Source organism: Paenibacillus aceris (assembly GCF_017874035.1).
Lineage (GTDB): Bacteria > Bacillota > Bacilli > Paenibacillales > NBRC-103111 > Paenibacillus_E > Paenibacillus_E aceris.
Window position 1 is genome coordinate 61,636 of the sequence record NZ_JAGGKV010000001.1, and the last position, 19,427, is coordinate 81,062.

At 42.7% G+C, this 19,427-nt stretch carries 17 protein-coding genes; 7 read left to right on the forward strand and 10 right to left on the reverse strand.

The genetic code is table 11. From position 1 onward, the window contains the following. Positions 1-10 precede the first annotated feature (10 nt). Positions 11-973 carry a DMT family transporter gene (locus tag J2Z65_RS00295; protein ID WP_167056733.1) on the forward strand — a complete coding sequence of 321 codons (963 nt, stop codon included), beginning with the start codon at positions 11-13 and terminating at the stop codon, positions 971-973. Positions 974-1,263: 290 nt separating this feature from the next. Here the strand turns inward: J2Z65_RS00295 and J2Z65_RS00300 are convergent, their stop codons facing one another. Then, positions 1,264-2,226: a bile acid:sodium symporter family protein gene (locus J2Z65_RS00300; protein ID WP_167056731.1), complete on the reverse strand. Its 963-nt coding sequence runs from the start codon at positions 2,224-2,226 to the stop codon at positions 1,264-1,266. A gap of 350 nt (positions 2,227-2,576) precedes the next feature. Here J2Z65_RS00300 and J2Z65_RS00305 point away from each other — a divergent pair, with 350 nt between their 5' ends. Continuing rightward, a complete protein-coding gene (locus J2Z65_RS00305) occupies positions 2,577-4,139 on the forward strand; it encodes a sensor domain-containing diguanylate cyclase (RefSeq protein WP_167056728.1) in 1,563 nt (520 codons plus the stop codon). 145 nt (positions 4,140-4,284) lie between these two features. Here the strand turns inward: J2Z65_RS00305 and J2Z65_RS00310 are convergent, their stop codons facing one another. Beyond that, entirely contained in the window at positions 4,285-5,205 is a 921-nt protein-coding gene (locus J2Z65_RS00310; RefSeq protein ID WP_209855613.1) for an acetamidase/formamidase family protein, read from the reverse strand. A 268-nt stretch (positions 5,206-5,473) separates the two neighbouring features. On the opposite strand from J2Z65_RS00310, the gene J2Z65_RS00315 reads away from it, so the two are divergent. After that, positions 5,474-7,954, forward strand: a complete 2,481-nt coding sequence (locus J2Z65_RS00315) for an S-layer homology domain-containing protein (protein ID WP_167056726.1) — start codon at positions 5,474-5,476, stop codon at positions 7,952-7,954. Between the two features lie 55 nt (positions 7,955-8,009). Here the strand turns inward: J2Z65_RS00315 and J2Z65_RS00320 are convergent, their stop codons facing one another. The 3 genes from J2Z65_RS00320 to zwf all read right to left on the reverse strand — a co-directional run bounded on the left by J2Z65_RS00320 (position 8,010) and on the right by zwf (position 10,414). Then, on the reverse strand, positions 8,010-8,309 hold the full coding sequence (locus J2Z65_RS00320) for an iron-sulfur cluster assembly accessory protein (RefSeq protein WP_167056723.1): 300 nt from the start codon (positions 8,307-8,309) through the stop codon (positions 8,010-8,012). Positions 8,310-8,429: 120 nt separating this feature from the next. Then, positions 8,430-8,768, reverse strand: a complete 339-nt coding sequence (locus J2Z65_RS00325; RefSeq protein WP_167056720.1) for a VOC family protein — start codon at positions 8,766-8,768, stop codon at positions 8,430-8,432. A gap of 140 nt (positions 8,769-8,908) precedes the next feature. Further along, on the reverse strand, positions 8,909-10,414 hold the full coding sequence (gene zwf / locus J2Z65_RS00330) for a glucose-6-phosphate dehydrogenase (RefSeq protein WP_167056717.1): 1,506 nt from the start codon (positions 10,412-10,414) through the stop codon (positions 8,909-8,911). A gap of 91 nt (positions 10,415-10,505) precedes the next feature. Between zwf and J2Z65_RS00335 the strand changes: the two genes are divergently transcribed. Continuing rightward, on the forward strand, positions 10,506-11,384 hold the full coding sequence (locus J2Z65_RS00335) for a LysR family transcriptional regulator (protein ID WP_167056714.1): 879 nt from the start codon (positions 10,506-10,508) through the stop codon (positions 11,382-11,384). 13 nt (positions 11,385-11,397) lie between these two features. Here J2Z65_RS00335 and J2Z65_RS00340 read toward each other — a convergent pair whose 3' ends face one another. Then, positions 11,398-11,793, reverse strand: a complete 396-nt coding sequence (locus J2Z65_RS00340) for a hypothetical protein (RefSeq protein WP_167056711.1) — start codon at positions 11,791-11,793, stop codon at positions 11,398-11,400. A 224-nt stretch (positions 11,794-12,017) separates the two neighbouring features. Then, a complete protein-coding gene (locus J2Z65_RS00345) occupies positions 12,018-12,626 on the reverse strand; it encodes a YdcF family protein (protein ID WP_167056708.1) in 609 nt (202 codons plus the stop codon). Positions 12,627-12,978: 352 nt separating this feature from the next. Here J2Z65_RS00345 and J2Z65_RS00350 point away from each other — a divergent pair, with 352 nt between their 5' ends. Next, positions 12,979-14,328, forward strand: a complete 1,350-nt coding sequence (locus tag J2Z65_RS00350; protein WP_167056705.1) for an MATE family efflux transporter — start codon at positions 12,979-12,981, stop codon at positions 14,326-14,328. A 163-nt stretch (positions 14,329-14,491) separates the two neighbouring features. Further along, positions 14,492-15,151, forward strand: coding sequence for a class I SAM-dependent methyltransferase (locus J2Z65_RS00355; protein ID WP_244999129.1), 660 nt, complete (start codon positions 14,492-14,494; stop codon positions 15,149-15,151). A gap of 165 nt (positions 15,152-15,316) precedes the next feature. Here J2Z65_RS00355 and larA read toward each other — a convergent pair whose 3' ends face one another. After that, positions 15,317-16,582, reverse strand: coding sequence for a nickel-dependent lactate racemase (gene larA / locus J2Z65_RS00360; RefSeq protein ID WP_167056700.1), 1,266 nt, complete (start codon positions 16,580-16,582; stop codon positions 15,317-15,319). A gap of 311 nt (positions 16,583-16,893) precedes the next feature. On the opposite strand from larA, the gene J2Z65_RS00365 reads away from it, so the two are divergent. Further along, complete coding sequence (locus tag J2Z65_RS00365; protein WP_167056697.1) at positions 16,894-17,055, forward strand: hypothetical protein; 162 nt, start codon at positions 16,894-16,896, stop codon at positions 17,053-17,055. Positions 17,056-17,179: 124 nt separating this feature from the next. Here J2Z65_RS00365 and J2Z65_RS00370 read toward each other — a convergent pair whose 3' ends face one another. Both J2Z65_RS00370 and J2Z65_RS00375 read right to left on the reverse strand, forming a co-directional pair. Further along, positions 17,180-17,962, reverse strand: a complete 783-nt coding sequence (locus tag J2Z65_RS00370) for a squalene/phytoene synthase family protein (protein ID WP_167056695.1) — start codon at positions 17,960-17,962, stop codon at positions 17,180-17,182. Positions 17,963-18,620: 658 nt separating this feature from the next. Further along, entirely contained in the window at positions 18,621-19,337 is a 717-nt protein-coding gene (locus J2Z65_RS00375; protein ID WP_167056692.1) for an MOSC domain-containing protein, read from the reverse strand. Positions 19,338-19,427 lie beyond the last annotated feature (90 nt).

Consider the following 19,427-nt stretch of genomic DNA (forward strand, 5'->3'; position numbering starts at 1 on the left):
GAGGAACATTATGACACCAGCACAAATCGATTTCAAGACAAAGCGCTTCGCATACTCAGCCATCATTATTTACTCAACCATTGTAGGCCTCTCTTTTCTTTTCGGAAAATTTGCTTTAACGGTTGCAACACCGCTTGATAGTCTCGCTCACCGCTTTACCGTCTCTCTTATCGCTGCGACCATTCCTGTTTTATTTGGATGGATGAAGCTTCAGATTAAACCGCGGGATGTGTTGGCTATTCTACCGCTTGCCGTTTTATATCCGTCAATGTTTTTTGCTTTTCAAGCGTTTGGCTTGCAATTCACATCCTCCGCAGAAGCGGGAATTATTCACGCGACGGTGCCGATCTTCACGATGGTTGCGGCATCTTATTTTCTAAAGGAACGTACCACGAGGCTGCAGCAGCTTTCAACGCTTCTTTCCGTAGCTGGTGTCATCTTCATCTTTGTCATGAAAGGTACGACGATTGATCTAACTAATATGAAAGGCACGCTACTCATTCTCTTGTCAGCACTCGCAATAGCCGGATATAGCGTGCTTGCAAGGAAGCTTACTTTGCGCATGGAGGTTATTGCCATGACCTATGTAATGACAGTGATTGGCTTCTTAGTCTTCAACCTGATGGCGGTAGGCCAGCACTTGGCAGAAGGAACGCTATCCCATTATTTTGAGCCTTTTGCAAGCCCGGTGTTCCTGATGGCGATTCTCTATTTAGGCGTACTCTCCTCGCTCATTTCCAGCTTGCTTAGCAATTACGCTTTATCGAAGTTGGAGGCATCGAAGGTGAGCGTATTCAATCATCTTGCTACATTGGTTTCAATTGTTGGGGGCTTTGTTTTCTTGAATGAGCAGCTTGCGTACTATCACATGATCGGCGCAGCTGTCATCATCGTGGGAGTATTGGGTGCGAATGCCGAGACATGGGGAGCGAGAAAAACAGCGCTTCCTCCCAAGGTATCAAATCATGGTTAGGAATCAGCTTGTTGCTTTATTGGATGGCGGAAAATGGTCAAGCTTAAATTCAAGTGGTCCCTCCCTTAATTCAAAATAACCAATAGGTTCAACAACACCTACTTGACAAGCTGGGCAAATCTTACTGCTCATACTGACTTCATCCCTTTCTGTTCTGTATTGTTCAAACGCCAGATACCTGGCGTTGACTTAAACACCCAGTAAAGCGTGGTGAACTTCTTCAACAATAGACAGACGATATTTCGAGCACAAAAAAAGCCGCAATTGCGCGGATTTTTTTGTGGTCAGGGTTACATTGCGTGGGCATCGGCCGCACGTTTGGCCGCCGTTCTGCCGAGACCAAAGCCAAACAAAGAAGCCATAATTTGCTGAAAAAGCATGCCAGCAATGACCGGAAGCACGACCGGCGGCGGAAAGAACGTGATCGCAAGTACCGCTCCCGCGCTCAAATTGCGCATTCCGGAGTTGAACGTCAAGGCAACGGTGTCGCGGTGATCCCAGTGCAGCAGCAATGTCGCAGCCCAGCCAAGCGCGTAGCCGAAGGTCACGGCTACGATTACGGCGAAGACGAGCGCAATTAAACTGCTACCTGCGTCTTTTATATACGGCGCCACGACTGAAGCGTTAATCGCGACAACTACAAACAGGCCCAACTTGGAAAACGGTGAAAGCTTCGGTCCCCAGACCGTCTTTACCCGTCCTTTCGTAGATTGATTAAGCGCCATTCCCAATATCGAAGGGATAACGACCATCCACAAAAGCCCTTTCATCATGCCCCAAATATCCATATTCACATGCGCACCCACAAAAAGAGATAATGTATACGGCACGACAAACGGTGAAATGATTGTATCGAGCAAAATCAGCGCCAGTGTAAGCGCCACGTTGCCTTTATAGATCGTAACCCATACAAGGCTGACAACTCCTGTCGGAATGGCGAACAATAAAATAAAACCGATTTCGGTCATTAAATCGCCCGGAAATACAAGTTTCGCCGTAATCCACCCTACGAGCGGCATAATCACATGCAGAATGATAAGATTGACTAAAATCGGCTGCGGATGCTGTAAAATTTTTTTCAAATCGGCGAAGCTGGAGCCGAGGCTTCCGGCGAACGTCATTCCTGCAAAAATCCAAGCGACCAAAAACCGGTAGTCATGAAGCCACGCGGAAAACAATAAGCCAGTCACCACCGCAGCTGGTGTTAAGACTGGCATTAATTTTTCCAACGACTTGTTCAAGCGGGTTAGCATCGTATAGTCCCCCCAATATGTAGAACGCCATGTTCTTGCACACGTTAACATTTTCAACACCATTATACAACAGATGAATCCGGTTTGTAACTGATTTCCGTTTAGGTATGCCCCCCTATCCTCAAGAATGCATGACTTATCCATATGTTACCACACGAATTTTAAAAACGGCTATCTCCGGGTAAGAAGTTTGCAGCAAGAGCTGTGACGCTTTCAAAAAGCCTTGCTTTTTCCCCTTGTTTGTTATTGCATCAATGGTAAAATTCATGCTACTGTGAGAAAGGTTCCATCAAAATTATGATTTTGACACAGAACAATCCCACTACACGATTACGATAAGGTATATTGAAATGAATGAACTTTTCATGGACTTCTTAACGATTCTACTCCCTACTTATTTCTTTTTCTACATGGCAATAACCTTAATTTATCGAAATATGAAGAGTATGTTGAATCTAATTGCTGCTCTTCTCATGCTTGCTTTTCAGTTTTATTTTTTAGGGGAATACATTAAAACGTCTTTGCTCCCCCAGTATCAAATGCAGATTGTTCTATATGGTAATAGCCCGATGCTTCTGCTAGTCATATGCTGCTTGGTTCATCTTAGCATACTCATCGGAAGCCCTACTACTTCATCTTTAAAGCAATTTTTGCCTTTCATTTATGCAGCACCGTATGTGTTGTGGATTGTATTTTTAATTACCAAAGATCATCGGGTATTGTTCAATGCTGCTGTGACGGATGGACGAAGTCCTCTTGATCCACAATTTCTGCTTATTACCGTTCTCTTTATAGCAGGGTATATCCTGCTTTCGGTTGTTATTCTCGCTGTTTCCTGGTATCGCGCTCGGGAAGTCAAACATCGACAGGTTCTAAGTTCCCTGCTGCTCAGTTTATTTCTGTTGTTTGCCTGGTTTGTTTTTGTCACTTCACTTTTACAATTAAAGTTTTTAACGTCGCGAAATGCAATGATTCTATTTTTTATCGGCTATTTGCTATGGGCTGTTGCACTTCGTCATTTGATTGGTAAATATGATATTATGCCGGATTATCGCAAGCTATTTCATATTCTGTTCAAATCCGCGCCGACAGCCATTCTGCTTCTGGACCAAAAGGGAGCAATTAAAGAAATGAATCCCAGAGCGAAGCAATGGTTCGAAGGAATGCCTATTCATGAGATTATGAGCTATTTCCAGTTTGAAGATAAACTGCGTTTAGCCGAGATGTTGGCTTTGGTTCAGCAAGAAAATGAAGCCCAGTGGGAGGCTCGACTGCATAATCCGAATAAAAGCGATTTGGATTTGGTTATGGCCTTTGAATTGATCGAAGAAACCGATGAGAAGCTGTTTGTGATGCACCTTACTGACGTTACTTCTCTAAAGGTTACGGAACGTAAATTATTGGAATCAGAGCAAAATTACAAGTATATAGCGTATCATGATTCACTAACGAATTTATATAATCGTGCGGCCCTCCACGAGCAATTGCTAGAAAAGATCGCCCGTCGTGAACGCTTTGCCCTAACATTAATCGACCTTGATAATTTCAAACCGATTAACGATATATACGGGCATTTCGTTGGAGATCTTTATCTGAAGCATATGGCATATATTTTGCAAAACGGCTCCCAACCTGGTGATATGATAGGACGGATCGGAGGAGACGAATTCGTTTGGATCATTTCCTCAATGGATGAAAATAGCGAATTAGACAATCTAGTCAATATTCGGTTGTCTCTCTTACAGAAGACCCCTTTTGAGTATAAGGGGATTGAAATTCCGATTTCGTTTAGTGCCGGAGTCAGTCTGTACCCTAGAGATGCGGCAGATGTCACCACATTAATGAAGAACGCAGATGAAGCCATGTATACAATGAAACGTAAAAGGAAACAAGATTTTGCCACCTTGAAGTAGATGGCGAGTAACATCAAGTTCTTGTAACCCGGCATGAAGACTCCTGGTATATGAACAGCGGCAGCCTTGGACTGGAAAAAATAGTCCTAGGCTGCCGCTGTTTATTTAGTTATCGGTTCGCGTTAAAACAATGAATTACACCGTTTTAGACAGCCTTGTCAACTTGTTTATAAACCGATTTCGGCAGCTTGCAGACTACGCTGTAAGCGGGGTTAAACATGTTGGCAATTTCATATTCCACTGCTTGTCCCAGCAACAAGCTGGCTTCCGATGCCGTTAAGCCGAGATCTTCCTGTAGCAGTCGAAACATTTCGGTCGTTGCATGTTGAAGCGCCTGGTCAAGCGGCCGTGCATTGCCAATACAAAACCAATGCGTGTCGGTTTCCCCCCGCGGCCAACTTATCTTTTTGCCTTTTTGAACGCTAACTGTAAACCTAACATCCATCGATATCTCGAGACCTGTACCGATAATTTCTCCATCACCTTGCAAGGCGTGACCATCACCCAAATAGAACAGTGCACCTTCAGCCGACACCGGAAAATAGACTGTAGTGCCTTCGACCAGCCCTTTATAGTCCATGTTGCCGCCGTACTCGCCGCTCGTTGCAGTTGAGATGAACTGCCCGTTGGAAGGCGCAACACCAAAACAACCTAGAAAAGGTCGCAAAGGCAGCATTAATTCAGCCAGTCCCGGCGTTGGCTCCTTAAGAAAAGCGACCCCCTGTTGTATATCCACCGTCCAGTGTACAATGTCCGATGCCGGCAATGAAGCGGCAACAGATGGATCGATGACGGTTGGGGCAAGCATGTTGGTTGTCCAAGCCCAATCGCGGTTCGGAGTTATTGATTCGAATCTAACTGCTAGCGTATCACCGGGCATCGACCCTTCTACATAGAAAGGTCCTGTCATCGGATTCCCGCGAGCAGCTGCACTTTCGCCGTTTTTGTCCCAGCCTCTCGCATCGACTGTTGTCGTAATGACCGTATCCCCATCTTGAACCTTCATAATAGGTGGATGCTTGCCTATCGTATTAAAATAAAACTGAGGGATGAACTGATGAATCATCGTTACTCCTCCTTGTCGATTGGATATTCTATAGATTTCGACAACTGTTATATATTTCCTACCAGGTTTATGTGAACAAAAGATTGATTCAGCCTAATAACTTGATTGAAAGCGCTTATATTTCTTTTGCAGATATAACTATAATCGTTATCGTAAGCTTGTATGTATCATGAGAAAGGGGCGGATAGGATACTGCACTAAGAACGACATGGTTAAGTTGATCGTTATGCAATCGAATTGAAAATAAGGGATAAGAAGGTGTGCGTGAATGAAGTGGCTGTCATCATTATTGTCTTTAGTCCTCATTGGCTTAACTTTAATCCCGGTTGTTCATGCGGAGAATGCTGCCGTTCATGTAAACCGAAGTTCAATGGTACAACAGTCAGAGAAATTTAATGATTTGATCGATTTGCCGCAGGATGTAAAGGACAAATTTGACTCACTGATTCAGGATGGTGTGTTCGATGGAGTCTCGGACCAACTGTTCGGACTGAACGACAAAATGAATCGCGCTCAATTTGCCAAGGTAGCCGCGATTATCTTTGCACTGCCAATTCAAACATCGGCTATCAAGTCGTCGTTTGCCGATGTGCACGCCGATGACCCGGCTAACGGCTATGCCCTCCCTTATATCGAGGCGTTAAAAGCGGCCGGTCTTACGAACGGCATCGACGCGGATGGCACACTGTACAACCCGTCAGGTCAGGTCACCCGGCAAGAACTTGCTGCGTTCTTGATCCGCGGGCTGAAGTGGAAAGAAACCGGAGTTACCCCCACTTTAGACAGCACGGTTGACGACTGGGCGAAAGGCTATGTCACGTTGGCTCTTCAGAATAAGCTCATGACGGACGTAGCCGTCGGAAGCTTTGGTGGCAAAGCCCCCTCCAACCGTAAGGTGCTGGCCCTTGCCAGCTTTGAAGCGAGACACTCTTTCCAGACCCATGCGACCCCTGCCTCCGGTCAATCCACTGTAGAGAGCTTACCTGCCGGGATAACCGTACTGCCCACAAGTATTGAACTCGATGAATCCGTTAAGCTAAGCGTCGGGGATAAATATTATGATACCGATGGAAGAATTTCGACAACGGGGCAGCCGCCAGTGATTGGCCTGAAAGTGATGGGGCCGGACAAATACGAGTTTACCCTGAGTCAAATTGAAACCCTTTACAGCAGCGGTTATTTGGATATATCCGCTTCAGGTGGCATTGTACTCGATAACCCGGCCGTCGGTCAAAGCTATGCCGGACTAGGCAAAATTGTGATCAAGGAGGTCACGTCTGAAGGAGACGCTTCAATCACTGCCAGCCTTACTCATGTGGGCGATGCAGTTGCGAGTTCGACATTTAAAGTCGCACCAATGCGCATTCCCACGAGCATTGATGTCAATACCAAAGAAATGGTTGTACTCGCGGAGAACGAACAGCCTCAAGGTTTCGTTTTTACAGTTAAAGACCAATATGGTAAAGCATTTAATGCTGCGTCTTCTCTAGATTCCAATCATTACATGATCGAGTATAAGCTTGAAAGAATTGCAGGTGATCCCAGTCTGCAGAGCGCCGGAGGGATTTTTGAAACTCCATGGGATGAGACTAGTTCCGACGACTCGGATAAACACATCCTAACTTGGCAGCTACCTGTAGACAAAAGCGGAGATCTGAATAAATTTATGTTCAAGCCAAGCCAGAAAGCGGTATTACCGGAAGGCTCGCATTATAAAATTACAGCTTCCGTGGTCAATACAGACACCGCTGAATCGATCACCTCAGTCACGTCTACCTTAGATATTTACAACTGGAAGGATTACGATTCCTTCATGAAGTACGAGTTGGATATGCTTGATGATCATTTTGCCTCAGGTAAATATTTGTTCGAACGCAATTTACTCGGCGCTCCGGATGATATCGCCACGTTGAATACGAAATATTCTTACTATGGGAAAGAAATCAACATTATCGCTTCTGATGACAAGAATAGAAGAATCGATATAACAAAGGTGTTCAAAGATGATACAGGCAAGCCGATTTCAGTCGTTCAGCAAGTTACAGCAGATACAAACAATTCGATCCTGGCAGCCCCAAGCGTTAATACATCCGGAATTCCCGTGTATAGGGCGTATGGCATCCAACCGACGGAGTTATTCAATGTTAACGTAACGTATTACACGCCAAGCGGACTAAAAACATTAACCAAACATCAAGTGACAGTTGACTTTGGCGAGCCGGTAGCGAAAGCGGTAGCATTGAAAAGCACGACACTTAATTTCAACTTAAATACCGTTTATACAATTCTTAAGTCGGGCGGAAAATCGATGCAAATAAAAGGCTCCGACTATCTCGAAAGCACCCCGTATGTTTGGGAGTTTCTAAAATTCAGCGACAATAATGGTCAGAATGTGAAAAACGAAAGTGGCTTCTTTAAATACTTTGTCCAGTCAACCGACCAATTCGGCTACAAATATCAGAACACCAGCGATGGCCAAATCACGGATTTCATGGATAATCTCGATATGCTGAAAGTTCAAGTTACCATTGATAAGGATAACAAATATCCGCCTAAGTGGAGCGTGGAAGACGAGTCATTAAAGGATAAAATCTGGATTGATGACCAGTTTAGGCTTCATTATGAGCCTGCTGCCCGAAAGGCCGATGGCTCCTTCGATTATTCGAAGAAAAATCTGCAAAGTTTCAGCATCGAGCTCATTACACCTTCCATGCAGCGGGCATGGTGCAACGTTACATTAAGTTATTAAAGGATACTCGAATGATGAAAGACGCCCTCTCCAATCGCGGAAGGGCGTCTTGACTTCATTTGTCATGAAAACCTGTGGAAGGGTTTGTTATGAAGAAACCTTCATCAGACACATAAAAATATTGAATCCAAACCCCATCTAAAAGGGTTTCGCGTTTATCTAATACAATTTCTATATCTTTGTCTGTTTTGACAATTTCATCATGTTCAGTAGGTATATCCAGCTTGATATCATAATGAGCATGGTCTCCATGATTCTGCGTAATAAAAACCCGAATCATCTTCCCCTCTGCTTCTTTACTATTCAACATATTTTTCAAAACGTTTGCTGCATTTCGATTGATTTTACATTTCATATGATGTGTCCTCTATTCTTTTTTATATACTGTAATAATATTAGTTACAGTATGATTTGTCAAGAGGACGCTCTAACTATGAATTTTCTGAACCGTGACAAACTTTCTGGATTTCAACTATTAACTAAGAACCTCGACGGTAAATCCACCGGGGGCTTTGACATAGAACGTCCAAGCATGTGACCTTTGTGGTAGCTCCACCTCAAACCCATCATCCTTCAAACGTTGATTGATCTCGTTAACCCGCTCCTCGCTTTCCTGAATGAAGCCGATATGAAACGTGTTGGGATAAGTGACTTGACTACCTTTCATCAAGGTTAGCACTAACCCGCTGTCATCAATGAGTACAGCGAATGAATTTCCACGCGTATTCCGAACTTGTAAATCGAAATATTTCTCCAAGAACTCGCTAGACGCTTTAACATCGTCGACCGTGAGATTGAGATGGTTTAGTTTCATAAGCGACACATCCTCTTCTTAGTGATTTTGATTTTAATATCCATATTTTAACACAAAGTTATTTGACATTTGACAAATTAAAAACCACTCCTGTACTCATGAAATTTGAATCTCCACGAGCATCCACAGGAGTGGCTTCATTATAGTTCGATGAGTTCGGCTTTTTGCGCTTCAAATGACTCTCCTTTTGTTGCATCGTTAATCGATACGTTTTTGGCATCGAACCACCAATGGAATCCGTCTATTTCAAGCAATTTATCGGATTCACTGGGTCCATAGGTGCCTGCTGGGTAGATATGAAGCGGGAGAAGATTTTCTCGATAAGCGTCTAATATAGGTTGTACCCATTCCCACGACAGTTCCACTTCATCCCAATGTGCAAAATAAGTTTTATCACCTATTAAAGCATCGTGGATGAGTATCTCATAAGCATCTTTTACAACTTCTTTCATGAAGCTATGTTGGCTCCTAATGGGAATCTCGACATCTGAATTCTCCATACCCGACTGGCTTCTTTGAAAGAAAATTCTTTCGTTGGGACCAATCTCTATGATCAAGAGATCCTTTAGAGGACCCTCAGAATTAAATTCGATAACGATTCTCGTCGCTTTCTCTTTCAATCTCTTTCCTGTTCGAATGTAAATGGGTGTGTCCTTCCAGAATGGATCATTGATTTGCAGTCTTGCTGCAATAAAAGTATCATTGTGAGAGCCCAACTCTATTCCCGGTTCATCTGTATAGCCGACAACCTGCTCCCCTTGTATCTCCCCTGCACCATATTGACCACGAATAATATGGTGAGTAACATCCGTTTTGTTAAGTGGCTTTAACGCCTTCATTACGTTCCTTTTAAGCTTCCCAACCTCTTCTACCGAACTTCGATTCGGCAACTCGATCGTTAACATCATAAGTAATTGCAGCATATGATTCTGAAACATATCGCGGATGGCACCTGCATGATCGTAGTATCCAGCTCTTTCCTCGACACCCAATACTTCATTTGCCGTTATTTGAACGCTAGCAATTTTTCGTGTCCTATACTCTTGCTCCGAAAGAGCTGAGTGAAGAAGATGACCTATTTGCTGTACCATTGGTTTGCCTAAGTAGTGATCAATTCGATAAATTTCAGTCTCATTGAATGCCTGGTTTAACTTAGTATTCAATTGTCTCGCAGACGACAAATCGTGGCCGAATGGCTTCTCGATCACTAGACGCTTCCAGCCGTTCGCTGAATCAAGTCCGCTTTCATGAATGTTTGCTGCGATCGTTTCAAAAAATTCAGGCCCAACAGACAAATAAAACATGCGATTCGGTGTTATGTTAAGCTCATTCTCACGCTCTTCAACCAACCGCAGTAGCTTCGTGTAATCTTCTTTGCGGTCAATATCCAGAACATGATAACGGAATGCGCGCAAGAATTTTTTCATTACATCAGCATCTTTCACTTCACTTCGGGAAAAAGTAATAAGAGATTGCTCTACATTTGCCTGAAATGATTCATGAGATAGTCCTCTTCTTCCAAGCCCAATCAAGGAGAAAGATGGAGGTAGTTTCTGATCGACGAACAATTGAAATAAGGCTGGGTAAATCTTTCTTTTGGCTAAATCACCTGTAGCTCCAAACAATACAAAAGTTGCTGGCTCCAATTTACTCACTCCTTCACTGGTTTCTTTTTCGTAGCTCTACTATAATGGTTCATATATCCATTAAATCAATCTAGGAGCTAGCCCAAATTTTATGAACAATAATTACGAATTGTACAAAGTCTTTTATTGGGCTGCGAAGACCGGCAGCTTAACACAAGCTGCTAAAGTCTTGTATCTCACCCAACCGAGCGTTAGCCACGCCATCAAACAACTGGAAGACAGCTTTGGTATTACATTGTTCTACCGTAATTCCAAAGGCGTTATACTCACTCAAGAGGGTGAAGTCCTGTATTCCTATATAGAGAAGTCTCAGATCTTAATATCACTGGCTGAAAAACAAATGGCCGCACTTAAAAATCTAGACAGTGGCGAGCTGCGGATCGGAGGAAGCGATTCGCTGTTCAAGCATTACATACTGCAACACTTGGAAAACTTTCATAAGCAGTATCCCGGCATCAGACTTCATCTTAACCACGGAACAACCCCGGAGATCATTGCTCTTTTAAAAGAAGGGGAAATTGATCTGGGCGTCGTTCGTATGCCGATTTCCGATCCTCAGCTTGAAGTAAGGGAAAGTTTCCAGCTTCAGGATTGCTTTGTAGCAGGACCACTTTATTCCGAGCTTCAAGATGTGGTTCTATCTCTGGATATGTTGCTCCAATACCCAATCATCCTATTCTCGCGAAATAGCCGGGCTCGAATGGCCATTACGGAATTATTCCAAAGCTATGGTCATCACCTCAAACCTGAAATCGAGGTTGGAAGTGTAGATCTTCTCATTGAGCTAGCGCGGAAAGGACTCGGAATCTCTTACGTGACCAGAGAATTCGTATCGAAAGAACTGGAAGAGGGAACTCTCTTCGAGATTCAATTAGATGTGCTCATCCCACCCTCACACGTAGGGATTATGATTATGCGCAACATGCCGATTTCCAACGCAGTAAACAAGTTCATTGAGCTGGTTCAATAGATGGATTAACACATTAGGCGGATATTCCAGATAACCAACCCACTGCATTGTGTATATCTTCGAAATCATGATAGCGTAATTTAGTTGTATCTTTTCCGACAGCCGCTCTCATGTCGATATTAGCCATTGTATTCTCTGGAGTAACGGTAGCCGTATATTGAATGCCCGCATTTAGGAGTTTAGGAAGCCACTCTTCGGATAACCATTTAGCGTCTTCTGCTAAAACCAAACTAGGACTTTTATCCAACAAGGCTTTTTTTGCTTTTTTTATAACGGCCAGTTCAATTAATTTATTTAGTGGCACTCGGAAATCTTCCTCCTGAGCCAAAGAATTCCAACGAATCACAACGGCTTCAATCACATCATCCCAAAAAATATGAGCTTTATCCGAGAAGTAATAGTGCATCATGTTCGATTCCTCCTAGATTTTCTTTTCTTAGTTTCACTATAATATGAATATCATCTATACATGTAATTAATATATTTCAGAGTTGACATAGACCACATATATGGGTGACACCCGCAGCACAAGATCTTTATTTATAAAATAATGTTCGTTTTTCTCGTGCTAAAACGAAAAAACCGCCAATGTCAATGGCGGCAGTTCAGTGTTCAATGTATTTAAGTTCACCGTTAACTCAACTCAATATCAAAATCCATCAATTGGTTGTTCCTTATGTATGTAATTATTTTTTTGCACTCTCCCCTGGCTCTTGCCGTTCCTCTTTCATTCATAAACCAAGTGTCTCTTCTTGTAACGCCATCATTGACTGGACAAAATGTATAAGAAATTGAATCGGGCAGTAATGTCATCAAAGTTAGATGGCAACGCCGCATATGATAAGCAGTTGTAACAATCAATATTCTTTGAACATTAGCTAATCCGATACTGCTCTCCAGTACTTTTGAGGAAAATAAAACATTTTGTTTTGTATATTTAGATAATGGTTCGATCAAAATGTCCTCTTTACGAACGCCTTGTTTTAATGCTTCTTCTCTCATCAAATTTGCCTCAACATCATTTTGGCCCTCCCACTGCACCCCACCGGACAACAAGATTCTTGGAGCACGTTTCTGTTTGTACAACTTAATTGCTTCAGGAGCTCGATACATGTAAGATTTTTGGCTTCCAAACACAAAAATAACATCGCCTTTAGAACCATCGTCGACCAGGTTATTAAATAATATCGAGTCGATATGATTTTGAAGAAGGTTCTCAGGATCGAACTGCGAGATCAGCAATTTAATCCCTCCCTTCATATTTTTCTTTTATTGTAACAAAGACTAGCACCTGATTCACGCTGCGTTTCTTCAAGATATGCTTCAAAGTCGTATGTAATTCGCGACGATTGGATTGAAAAGTGTTGCTGAGCTGCGTATATTTCCTTCTAAGAAAATGGAGTACGAGATCAGCCCCATTTATTAAAACCTTGCGAGCATCGTAATATTTTCTTTTATACGAGTCATTTTTGATACTTACAATTGGAGTCAATATAAGCAATCATTTGCCCAAATTTTGCAAAGAAAACGGTTTCACCTTACCCCAAGATAAAGAGGAGGTCCATATCGAGTAGTATTGAAGGAGTTCTTACCCATGACGAATCCTAAGAAACTAGGTCTGTTTGCCATTACATGGCCTTTATTTATTGAATCCTCACTGCAGGTGTTTATGCGAACCTCGGATACGTTCATCGTGAGTCATGTGTCGGATGAAGCCGTTGCAGCGGTGGGCGTCAGCAATCAGCTCATTATTTTTCTATTCTTGCTGTTGCAGGTGATTTCAACCGGTTCGGCCATCGTCATTTCCCAATACTTAGGTGCGAATAAAATCAGAGATGTCAAGAAGTTTGCTGCTGGAGCAATCTCGCTTAATTGCTTATTCGGCGTATTGATAAGCATGTGTATCGTGTGCTTCAGCAAACAGCTACTACAGCCCTTCGGCTTAGAACCTGGGACACTGGAGCAGGCGCGCCTATTCCTAACTATCGTTGGCGGCTCTTTATTTATTCAAGCAGTCAATTTGACCATTGGGGCCATAACGCAGGTGCATGGTTATACTAGATATACAATGACGGTCAGCATGGGAATCAATCTCGTAAATTTGACCGGCAGTATTTTATGTATTTTCGGTCCTCTCGGCTTTCCAAAGCTCGGCGTTCCGGGAGTCGCCATATCGGCAGTATTCAGTCAATTACTTGGACTGGTTGTCTATAGCTTGATTTTAAGAAAAATCGTTCGATTGAACTTATCCTTCAGCGACTTTTACAAAGCGAGATTCGCAGATCTGAAAAAAATATTAACAATCGGTATTCCGACAGCCGGGAGCTCGCTGGTATATTCGGTAAGCCAACTGATGACGACTTATTTTATCACTCAGCTGGGCGCTGAAATGCTTTCCACCCGGATTTATACACAAAATATCATGACGTTCATTATCGTGCTGGCCGTTTCCTTGGGACGGGGGACTCAAATCATCATTGGTCGACTGGTGGGCGCTGGCGAAAAGGAGGAGGCTTACAGGCAGTTGTTTCGCAGTTTGCTACTTAGCTTATTGCTCTCACTTGCCGCGGTCACTTTGACCGTTTTGTTTAGAAAACAATTGATCGGTATGTTTACGGACAACGCCGAGATCATTACATTGGGGGCTTTATTACTGACATTTGGATTCCTTCTAGAGCCAGTTCGCTGTTTGAACATTGTTATAGGAGAAGCGCTTCGAGCAGCGGGTGACGCGCGTTTTATTCTACTTGTTGGCGTGTGTTTCATATTGGGTCTTTGCGTCCCCCTGACTTACTGGCTAGGAGTCCATATGGGGTACGGGTTAGTAGGTATGTGGGGCGTGTTCATCATGGATGAGGGGTTGAGGGGGCTTCTACTACTATTCCGTTGGAGAAGCAGAGCATGGGAGAAAAAAGTATTGGTGAGCAGTGAGGAAATGTCCTAGTTTTGCTGGCTGATTCTCACAATATCAAAAAGTAAGTTATCCTCCGCCTCAAGACGGAGCTTCATTTCATCCGTCAGATGGTTCAGACACACTGATCGATCACATATAATGAAATCGATATGATGCCGAAAGAATAGATTTCATTTTAAAGGAGATATATTTGATGAAAAACATACGAAAAAAAAAGGATGTCGGTATTTATGGCTTAACTGCAAGGTGGTATGATAAGAATTCTCGCAAAAGTCGAATGACTCAAATGCAAGAATATGCGAATGAAGTTGCATCCTTGGTCAGCACAAGTGCAAATATTTTGGAAGTTGCACCTGGGCCGGGTTATTTGTCGATAGAACTTGCAAAGAAAGGGTTTAACGTTACTGGAGTCGAGATAAGCCCGGACTTTGTGGAAATTGAAACATATAATGCAAAAGAATCAAATGTTACGGTCGACTTTAAAGAAGGTAACGCTTCCAACCTGCCATGTGAAGATAACGTTTTTGATTTTATAATATGCAGTGCTGCATTCAAGAACTTTAAGGATCCTGTAAAGGCTTTGTGTGAAATGTATCGAGTATTGAAAGAAGGCGGAACATCCCTAATCATCGACATGAATTATGAGGCAACATCTGAAGAAATTAACAATGAGATTAGACAGACAGGAATGCAGGGGTTTGACAAGCATTTTGTGAAATTTGCATTTAAAACCTTCCTAAAACAAGGTGCTTATACCAAAAAAGATTTTGAGTCACTTTTAGAAGAAACTCCTTTTAAAAACTACAATATCAAAAAAGAAGGTATTAGTCTATTTGTCTATCTTTATAAATAGTAGGTTCCATCTTAAGGACAAATACCCTCTCTGAAGTAAAATCAAAAAGAAAAAAGACAACTATTGAACTGATGGTTGTCTTTTCGCTTTTATTGATTCAACATGATAACTTTTGCACTATCCTCCAGTTAACGGAGAAGATTTTCTATTTAATATCGACGGAGCCTACTCGCCGCGGACATAAGGGATTGTAAGCGGACCCAATGGTAATACGGCAACCGTCATCTTTTCACCGTATTTCGATTTCAACTGCTCCAATGTCGCCTGAATGTCCCGTACCGGTTTGAGCATAGCTTGTTCGATTAGCGAATCGGGTAGCGATGAATAAACGCAGACGTCCGCCCACACCTGAATTACAGCTTGCTTCTGCACCTGCCACTGGTCGAAATGTGAGAAAGCGGGATCGTTGATAAGCTCCAAAATCTCTTGTGGCGTCTTGCGCATCTGCAAAATGCTCGCATAATTGCCATGATTCGGTATGCCATCCGAGCACTCAGAGGCACATATAATCGTGCCCCCCTCCCGTACAATCTTATGTGCGGCACTCATGCCTTTGACGGCCTGGTACAAATTCTGGTCAAGCGGATAACCGGAATTGGACGTAATTACAACATCGAACCGCTTCTCAACCGGGATCATCGCGTGCACCTTGACGAATTCGCAGCCTTGTTTATGAGCTTCAAACAATTCGCCTGCGAAAACCTGTGTAATTTCCTTGTCTTTATTCAATGTGACGTTCAGCATGAAATCTGGCTTGCACATCCGATTAATTTCCCCGGCCATTTCCTGCAGTGGATTGTGTTCCATCTGGCCCCAAGTGGCAAGTGGGTCGCCAATCATTTTGGCATTATGAAACGTCAATATCGTCTCTATGCCGGCGATTCCAGGCATAATTCCTTTCGGACCGCCCGAAAATCCGGCAAAAAAATGAGGCTCGATAAAGCCCGTAACGATCTTGAAATCAGCTTCGACATACTCTTTATTCAAATATGCATCGCAACCAAACGAGCTTCGGCCCACCTTCACTAGTTCATCCATGCGATGGCAGTGATGATTTATGATCCGAACACGATCGACGACATCTTTACCCAACATTTGCTCGAACTCTTCTCTCGTCTGATCACGGTGGGTCCCTGTCCCGTTAATGATGACAAAACGCTCCGGCGGCACGTGTTTCAGCTCTTCAAGCAGCCACGGTATCAGCTTATGGTTTGGCGTCGGTCGCGTAATGTCGCTAATCACGATAGCGATTTTATCCGTTGATTTCACCATACTACGAAGCGGAGGCAGGCCGATTGGATGCTGCAAAGCTGCCAAAACAGCATTTTTTTCATCCGCTAAGCCTTCATGATGAGCAGGCTCAATGACCGTCGAATGATCCGGCACTGTGATGTTCAATACATCTTTCCCATATTGCAAGAACGTCTCCATTCAATCACATCCATTCTCATTTCTTCAACTTTTTCCCCTAGCTGCTAGTAGAGCAATAATGGCCGATAAAAGCTACCAGCTTATTCTTCCTATTCCATATACTATAGGATTTCTTAGCTTAAGAAAACAGCCACTTTTTATTCCTTCAATCCACTGGATATACTGTGAGTGTAAAATTTCAATTTTTCCTGGAGCCGCAAAAGCTCTTTATGTTTCCCCTGGAGAGTATGTTAAAATAAGGATAGGCAGATTAATACTCTGCGAATGCTAGCGCATAGAGTTTCCAAAATTTTAATTTGGGAGGTTATTCAATGGATGATTATTTTTTGGTTAAGGACGGTAGGATTGTACGTTGGGACGGCCTAACACTAGGGGGAAGCAAAATCCGAGCCGATGAGCTAATTGAGTCGTTTGGACGTAAAGCACTTGATGAAATCGAACAATTTGGGTTTTATGCCATAAAGAAATCTTAACGAACCTATCCATTAATGTAATGGAGGCTGCCGTTTATGCCGGCTGCCTCGTTTCGTTCGTAAATAAGAAGCCGGTATTCTTAGTTACCGGCTTCTTATTTACGTATACAATTGGATTAGCCTGTTATCCAGACACACGACTTACAATTTTTAAAACCGCGTCTCTCGTTAATTTGTTTCCACCAACAGCGATGAGATTTACCGTAGCATGAGCTAACGCTAACGGTATCTTACAAAATTTCAATGCAGGACCTTCCTTCAGGTCTGCGATATAAGAATCGGCGAGTTGTAAATTGCGACGCGTGTACTGTTGCATTTCCTTGAATCCCCAACCGTCAGGAAAGAAGTCAACGCCACGTTTAAGATCTTCCTCTCTATTTCGTAGGATATTTACCGCCTGCAGTCCTCTCCCGAAGGCCACCGCCTTTGTTAGATCAGATTGCGTCCCGTCATGCCACATCCATAGTTCTGATAGCATTTCACCAACCATACCAGCCACACTATAGGTATAGCGATCCAAATCCTCTTCCGTATGGATGCTCCACCCGTTCTGGACCCAGTCAGCCATTTGCAACGACATCTTTGCTATGTAATGATATACGATTGAAGTGGCGGAGGATGGACAAAGAAGTGCCCACTCATCAAGTTGCATGCTAACTTCCGGTAAAACTCCCCCATACGGTGATAATAATTTTTGTGTTGCTTCAATAATATGCGGGGATTGAAATGCCTCGTGTACTCCGAGCAATAATTCCACTTTCAATTGATTTGTTAGTTCATCATGATCCTCAATTTCATCTATAGCTCGCATACACAAATAGGCTGATGTTACAGCCTCCCTCAATCCTAAATCCAAGCTACTTATTGGTATATAAAAAGTACGGCTTGTTTTCTTCAACATGGTCATAGCATCATTCAGGACGACGTTAATAATGGATTCTCCTTCCAACTAATAGCTTAGCTTTTAACTTATTCATAGCTTGTTACCATAATAACATATATTGATATTGTCAAGCCAAATATTAAAAACGTTTTCTCCCTAATATAAGTACATCAGTAACCGTTATGGACGAGCAGCATGTGATCAACTGACTTATTTATCCGCTTAGGCATATGTACAGTCAAATAGTTATTAACCCACATAGCATGCAATACGATTTAATCTCTTTAAAAGGAAGTGGAATTCAATGTTTTATATCCCACAAGTGCAGGTGTACATGAGACAACCGCAGCCGCAATTACCTCCACCTGCATTCATCCCCCAGAAACCTGAGGTATCCTATGTAGTTGACTGTTTATATGAGTACACATATATCTGGCTGCTGAATGGTGACAATTTCTGGTTTTATCCGACTCGTGTAGAGTACGGTGAAGTTTCAGGGTACAGGTGGAATGGAGCATTTTGGATGTTTTATGGCATTGATCCAAGAATAATTGATGCCGTTGCGTGCCCTCCCATTCCTACCCTTTACTGAAAAATGATTCATAACTCCCTGCCTGATCGCAGGAAAAGGCAGCCGTTCAATCTGCGTCGGCTGCCTTGACACTAACCGTTTTGGTCTTGTTCAATCAGATATATAAACGTTCTGGCCAACATGAATTTGCCCTGGCTTTGTAACAGAGGCATATACGCCAAAGCATAAATTCATGTGCTCATTGACTTTCTTCAACAGAGAAGTGTCCCGTTCAAGTGTATCAGGGTCAATCGTAATCATAGAACAACGCTCACAGTTAGATTCAATTATTAATTCTACATCTCCAACTGATAAATGTTTTCCTATCCAATCGTTTTCGTTGAATGTGTTTTCGACTATTGAAACAATTATGTTTGCTCTAAACCGTTGTTTATCTAAGCTCTTTCCCCATAGGGCCTCAAGCTTGCGTAACGAAGAATTTGTAATTATAAGGACACTAGCTTGGTCAACAGACATAAGGTCAGGGTTCTCAGGGTTCGGCGCTTTATAGTCCGTCATTGAGATTTTCCTTTTGGAGTATCTTTGAATTTCTTCTAATAGTTCTTCATTCCAGCTAAAGGTTACTCCATGAGGTGATGTAACACTTACTCCCTTATCGACGAGTTTAGCCTTATAAGCGAGCATGTCAGGGATAACTCTAGCAGTGATAAAGCTATTCCAACCTTTCTTTGTTTCATCGACAAAGGCGCAAAAACGATCGCCATATAACCCATATGTATGAATTGTGCAAGTCTCCAAACTCTCTCCTGCAAACGATTTTACAGGATATCGGTTTATTTCACTGATATGACCAACAAGTGTTGTCAAAGTTACTACCCCTCCGAAACATAAAAATATGACCTTATTATAGTTCATATTACCACTATTGAACATTCCTCTCACTAGCTTAATAAAGCT

Bases quoted from the DNA above. Each gene is read 5' to 3' on its own strand.
- J2Z65_RS00295 (WP_167056733.1), top strand. From the start codon at position 11: ATGACACCAGCACAAATCGATTTCAAGACAAAGCGCTTCGCATACTCA.
- J2Z65_RS00300 (WP_167056731.1), bottom strand. From the start codon at position 2,226: ATGCTAACCCGCTTGAACAAGTCGTTGGAAAAATTAATGCCAGTCTTA.
- J2Z65_RS00305 (WP_167056728.1), top strand. From the start codon at position 2,577: ATGAATGAACTTTTCATGGACTTCTTAACGATTCTACTCCCTACTTAT.
- J2Z65_RS00310 (WP_209855613.1), bottom strand. From the start codon at position 5,205: ATGATTCATCAGTTCATCCCTCAGTTTTATTTTAATACGATAGGCAAG.
- J2Z65_RS00315 (WP_167056726.1), top strand. From the start codon at position 5,474: ATGAAGTGGCTGTCATCATTATTGTCTTTAGTCCTCATTGGCTTAACT.
- J2Z65_RS00320 (WP_167056723.1), bottom strand. From the start codon at position 8,309: ATGAAATGTAAAATCAATCGAAATGCAGCAAACGTTTTGAAAAATATG.
- J2Z65_RS00325 (WP_167056720.1), bottom strand. From the start codon at position 8,768: ATGAAACTAAACCATCTCAATCTCACGGTCGACGATGTTAAAGCGTCT.
- J2Z65_RS00335 (WP_167056714.1), top strand. From the start codon at position 10,506: ATGAACAATAATTACGAATTGTACAAAGTCTTTTATTGGGCTGCGAAG.
- J2Z65_RS00340 (WP_167056711.1), bottom strand. From the start codon at position 11,793: ATGATGCACTATTACTTCTCGGATAAAGCTCATATTTTTTGGGATGAT.
- J2Z65_RS00350 (WP_167056705.1), top strand. From the start codon at position 12,979: ATGACGAATCCTAAGAAACTAGGTCTGTTTGCCATTACATGGCCTTTA.
- J2Z65_RS00355 (WP_244999129.1), top strand. From the start codon at position 14,492: ATGAAAAACATACGAAAAAAAAAGGATGTCGGTATTTATGGCTTAACT.
- larA (WP_167056700.1), bottom strand. From the start codon at position 16,582: ATGGAGACGTTCTTGCAATATGGGAAAGATGTATTGAACATCACAGTG.
- J2Z65_RS00365 (WP_167056697.1), top strand. From the start codon at position 16,894: ATGGATGATTATTTTTTGGTTAAGGACGGTAGGATTGTACGTTGGGAC.
- J2Z65_RS00370 (WP_167056695.1), bottom strand. From the start codon at position 17,962: ATGACCATGTTGAAGAAAACAAGCCGTACTTTTTATATACCAATAAGT.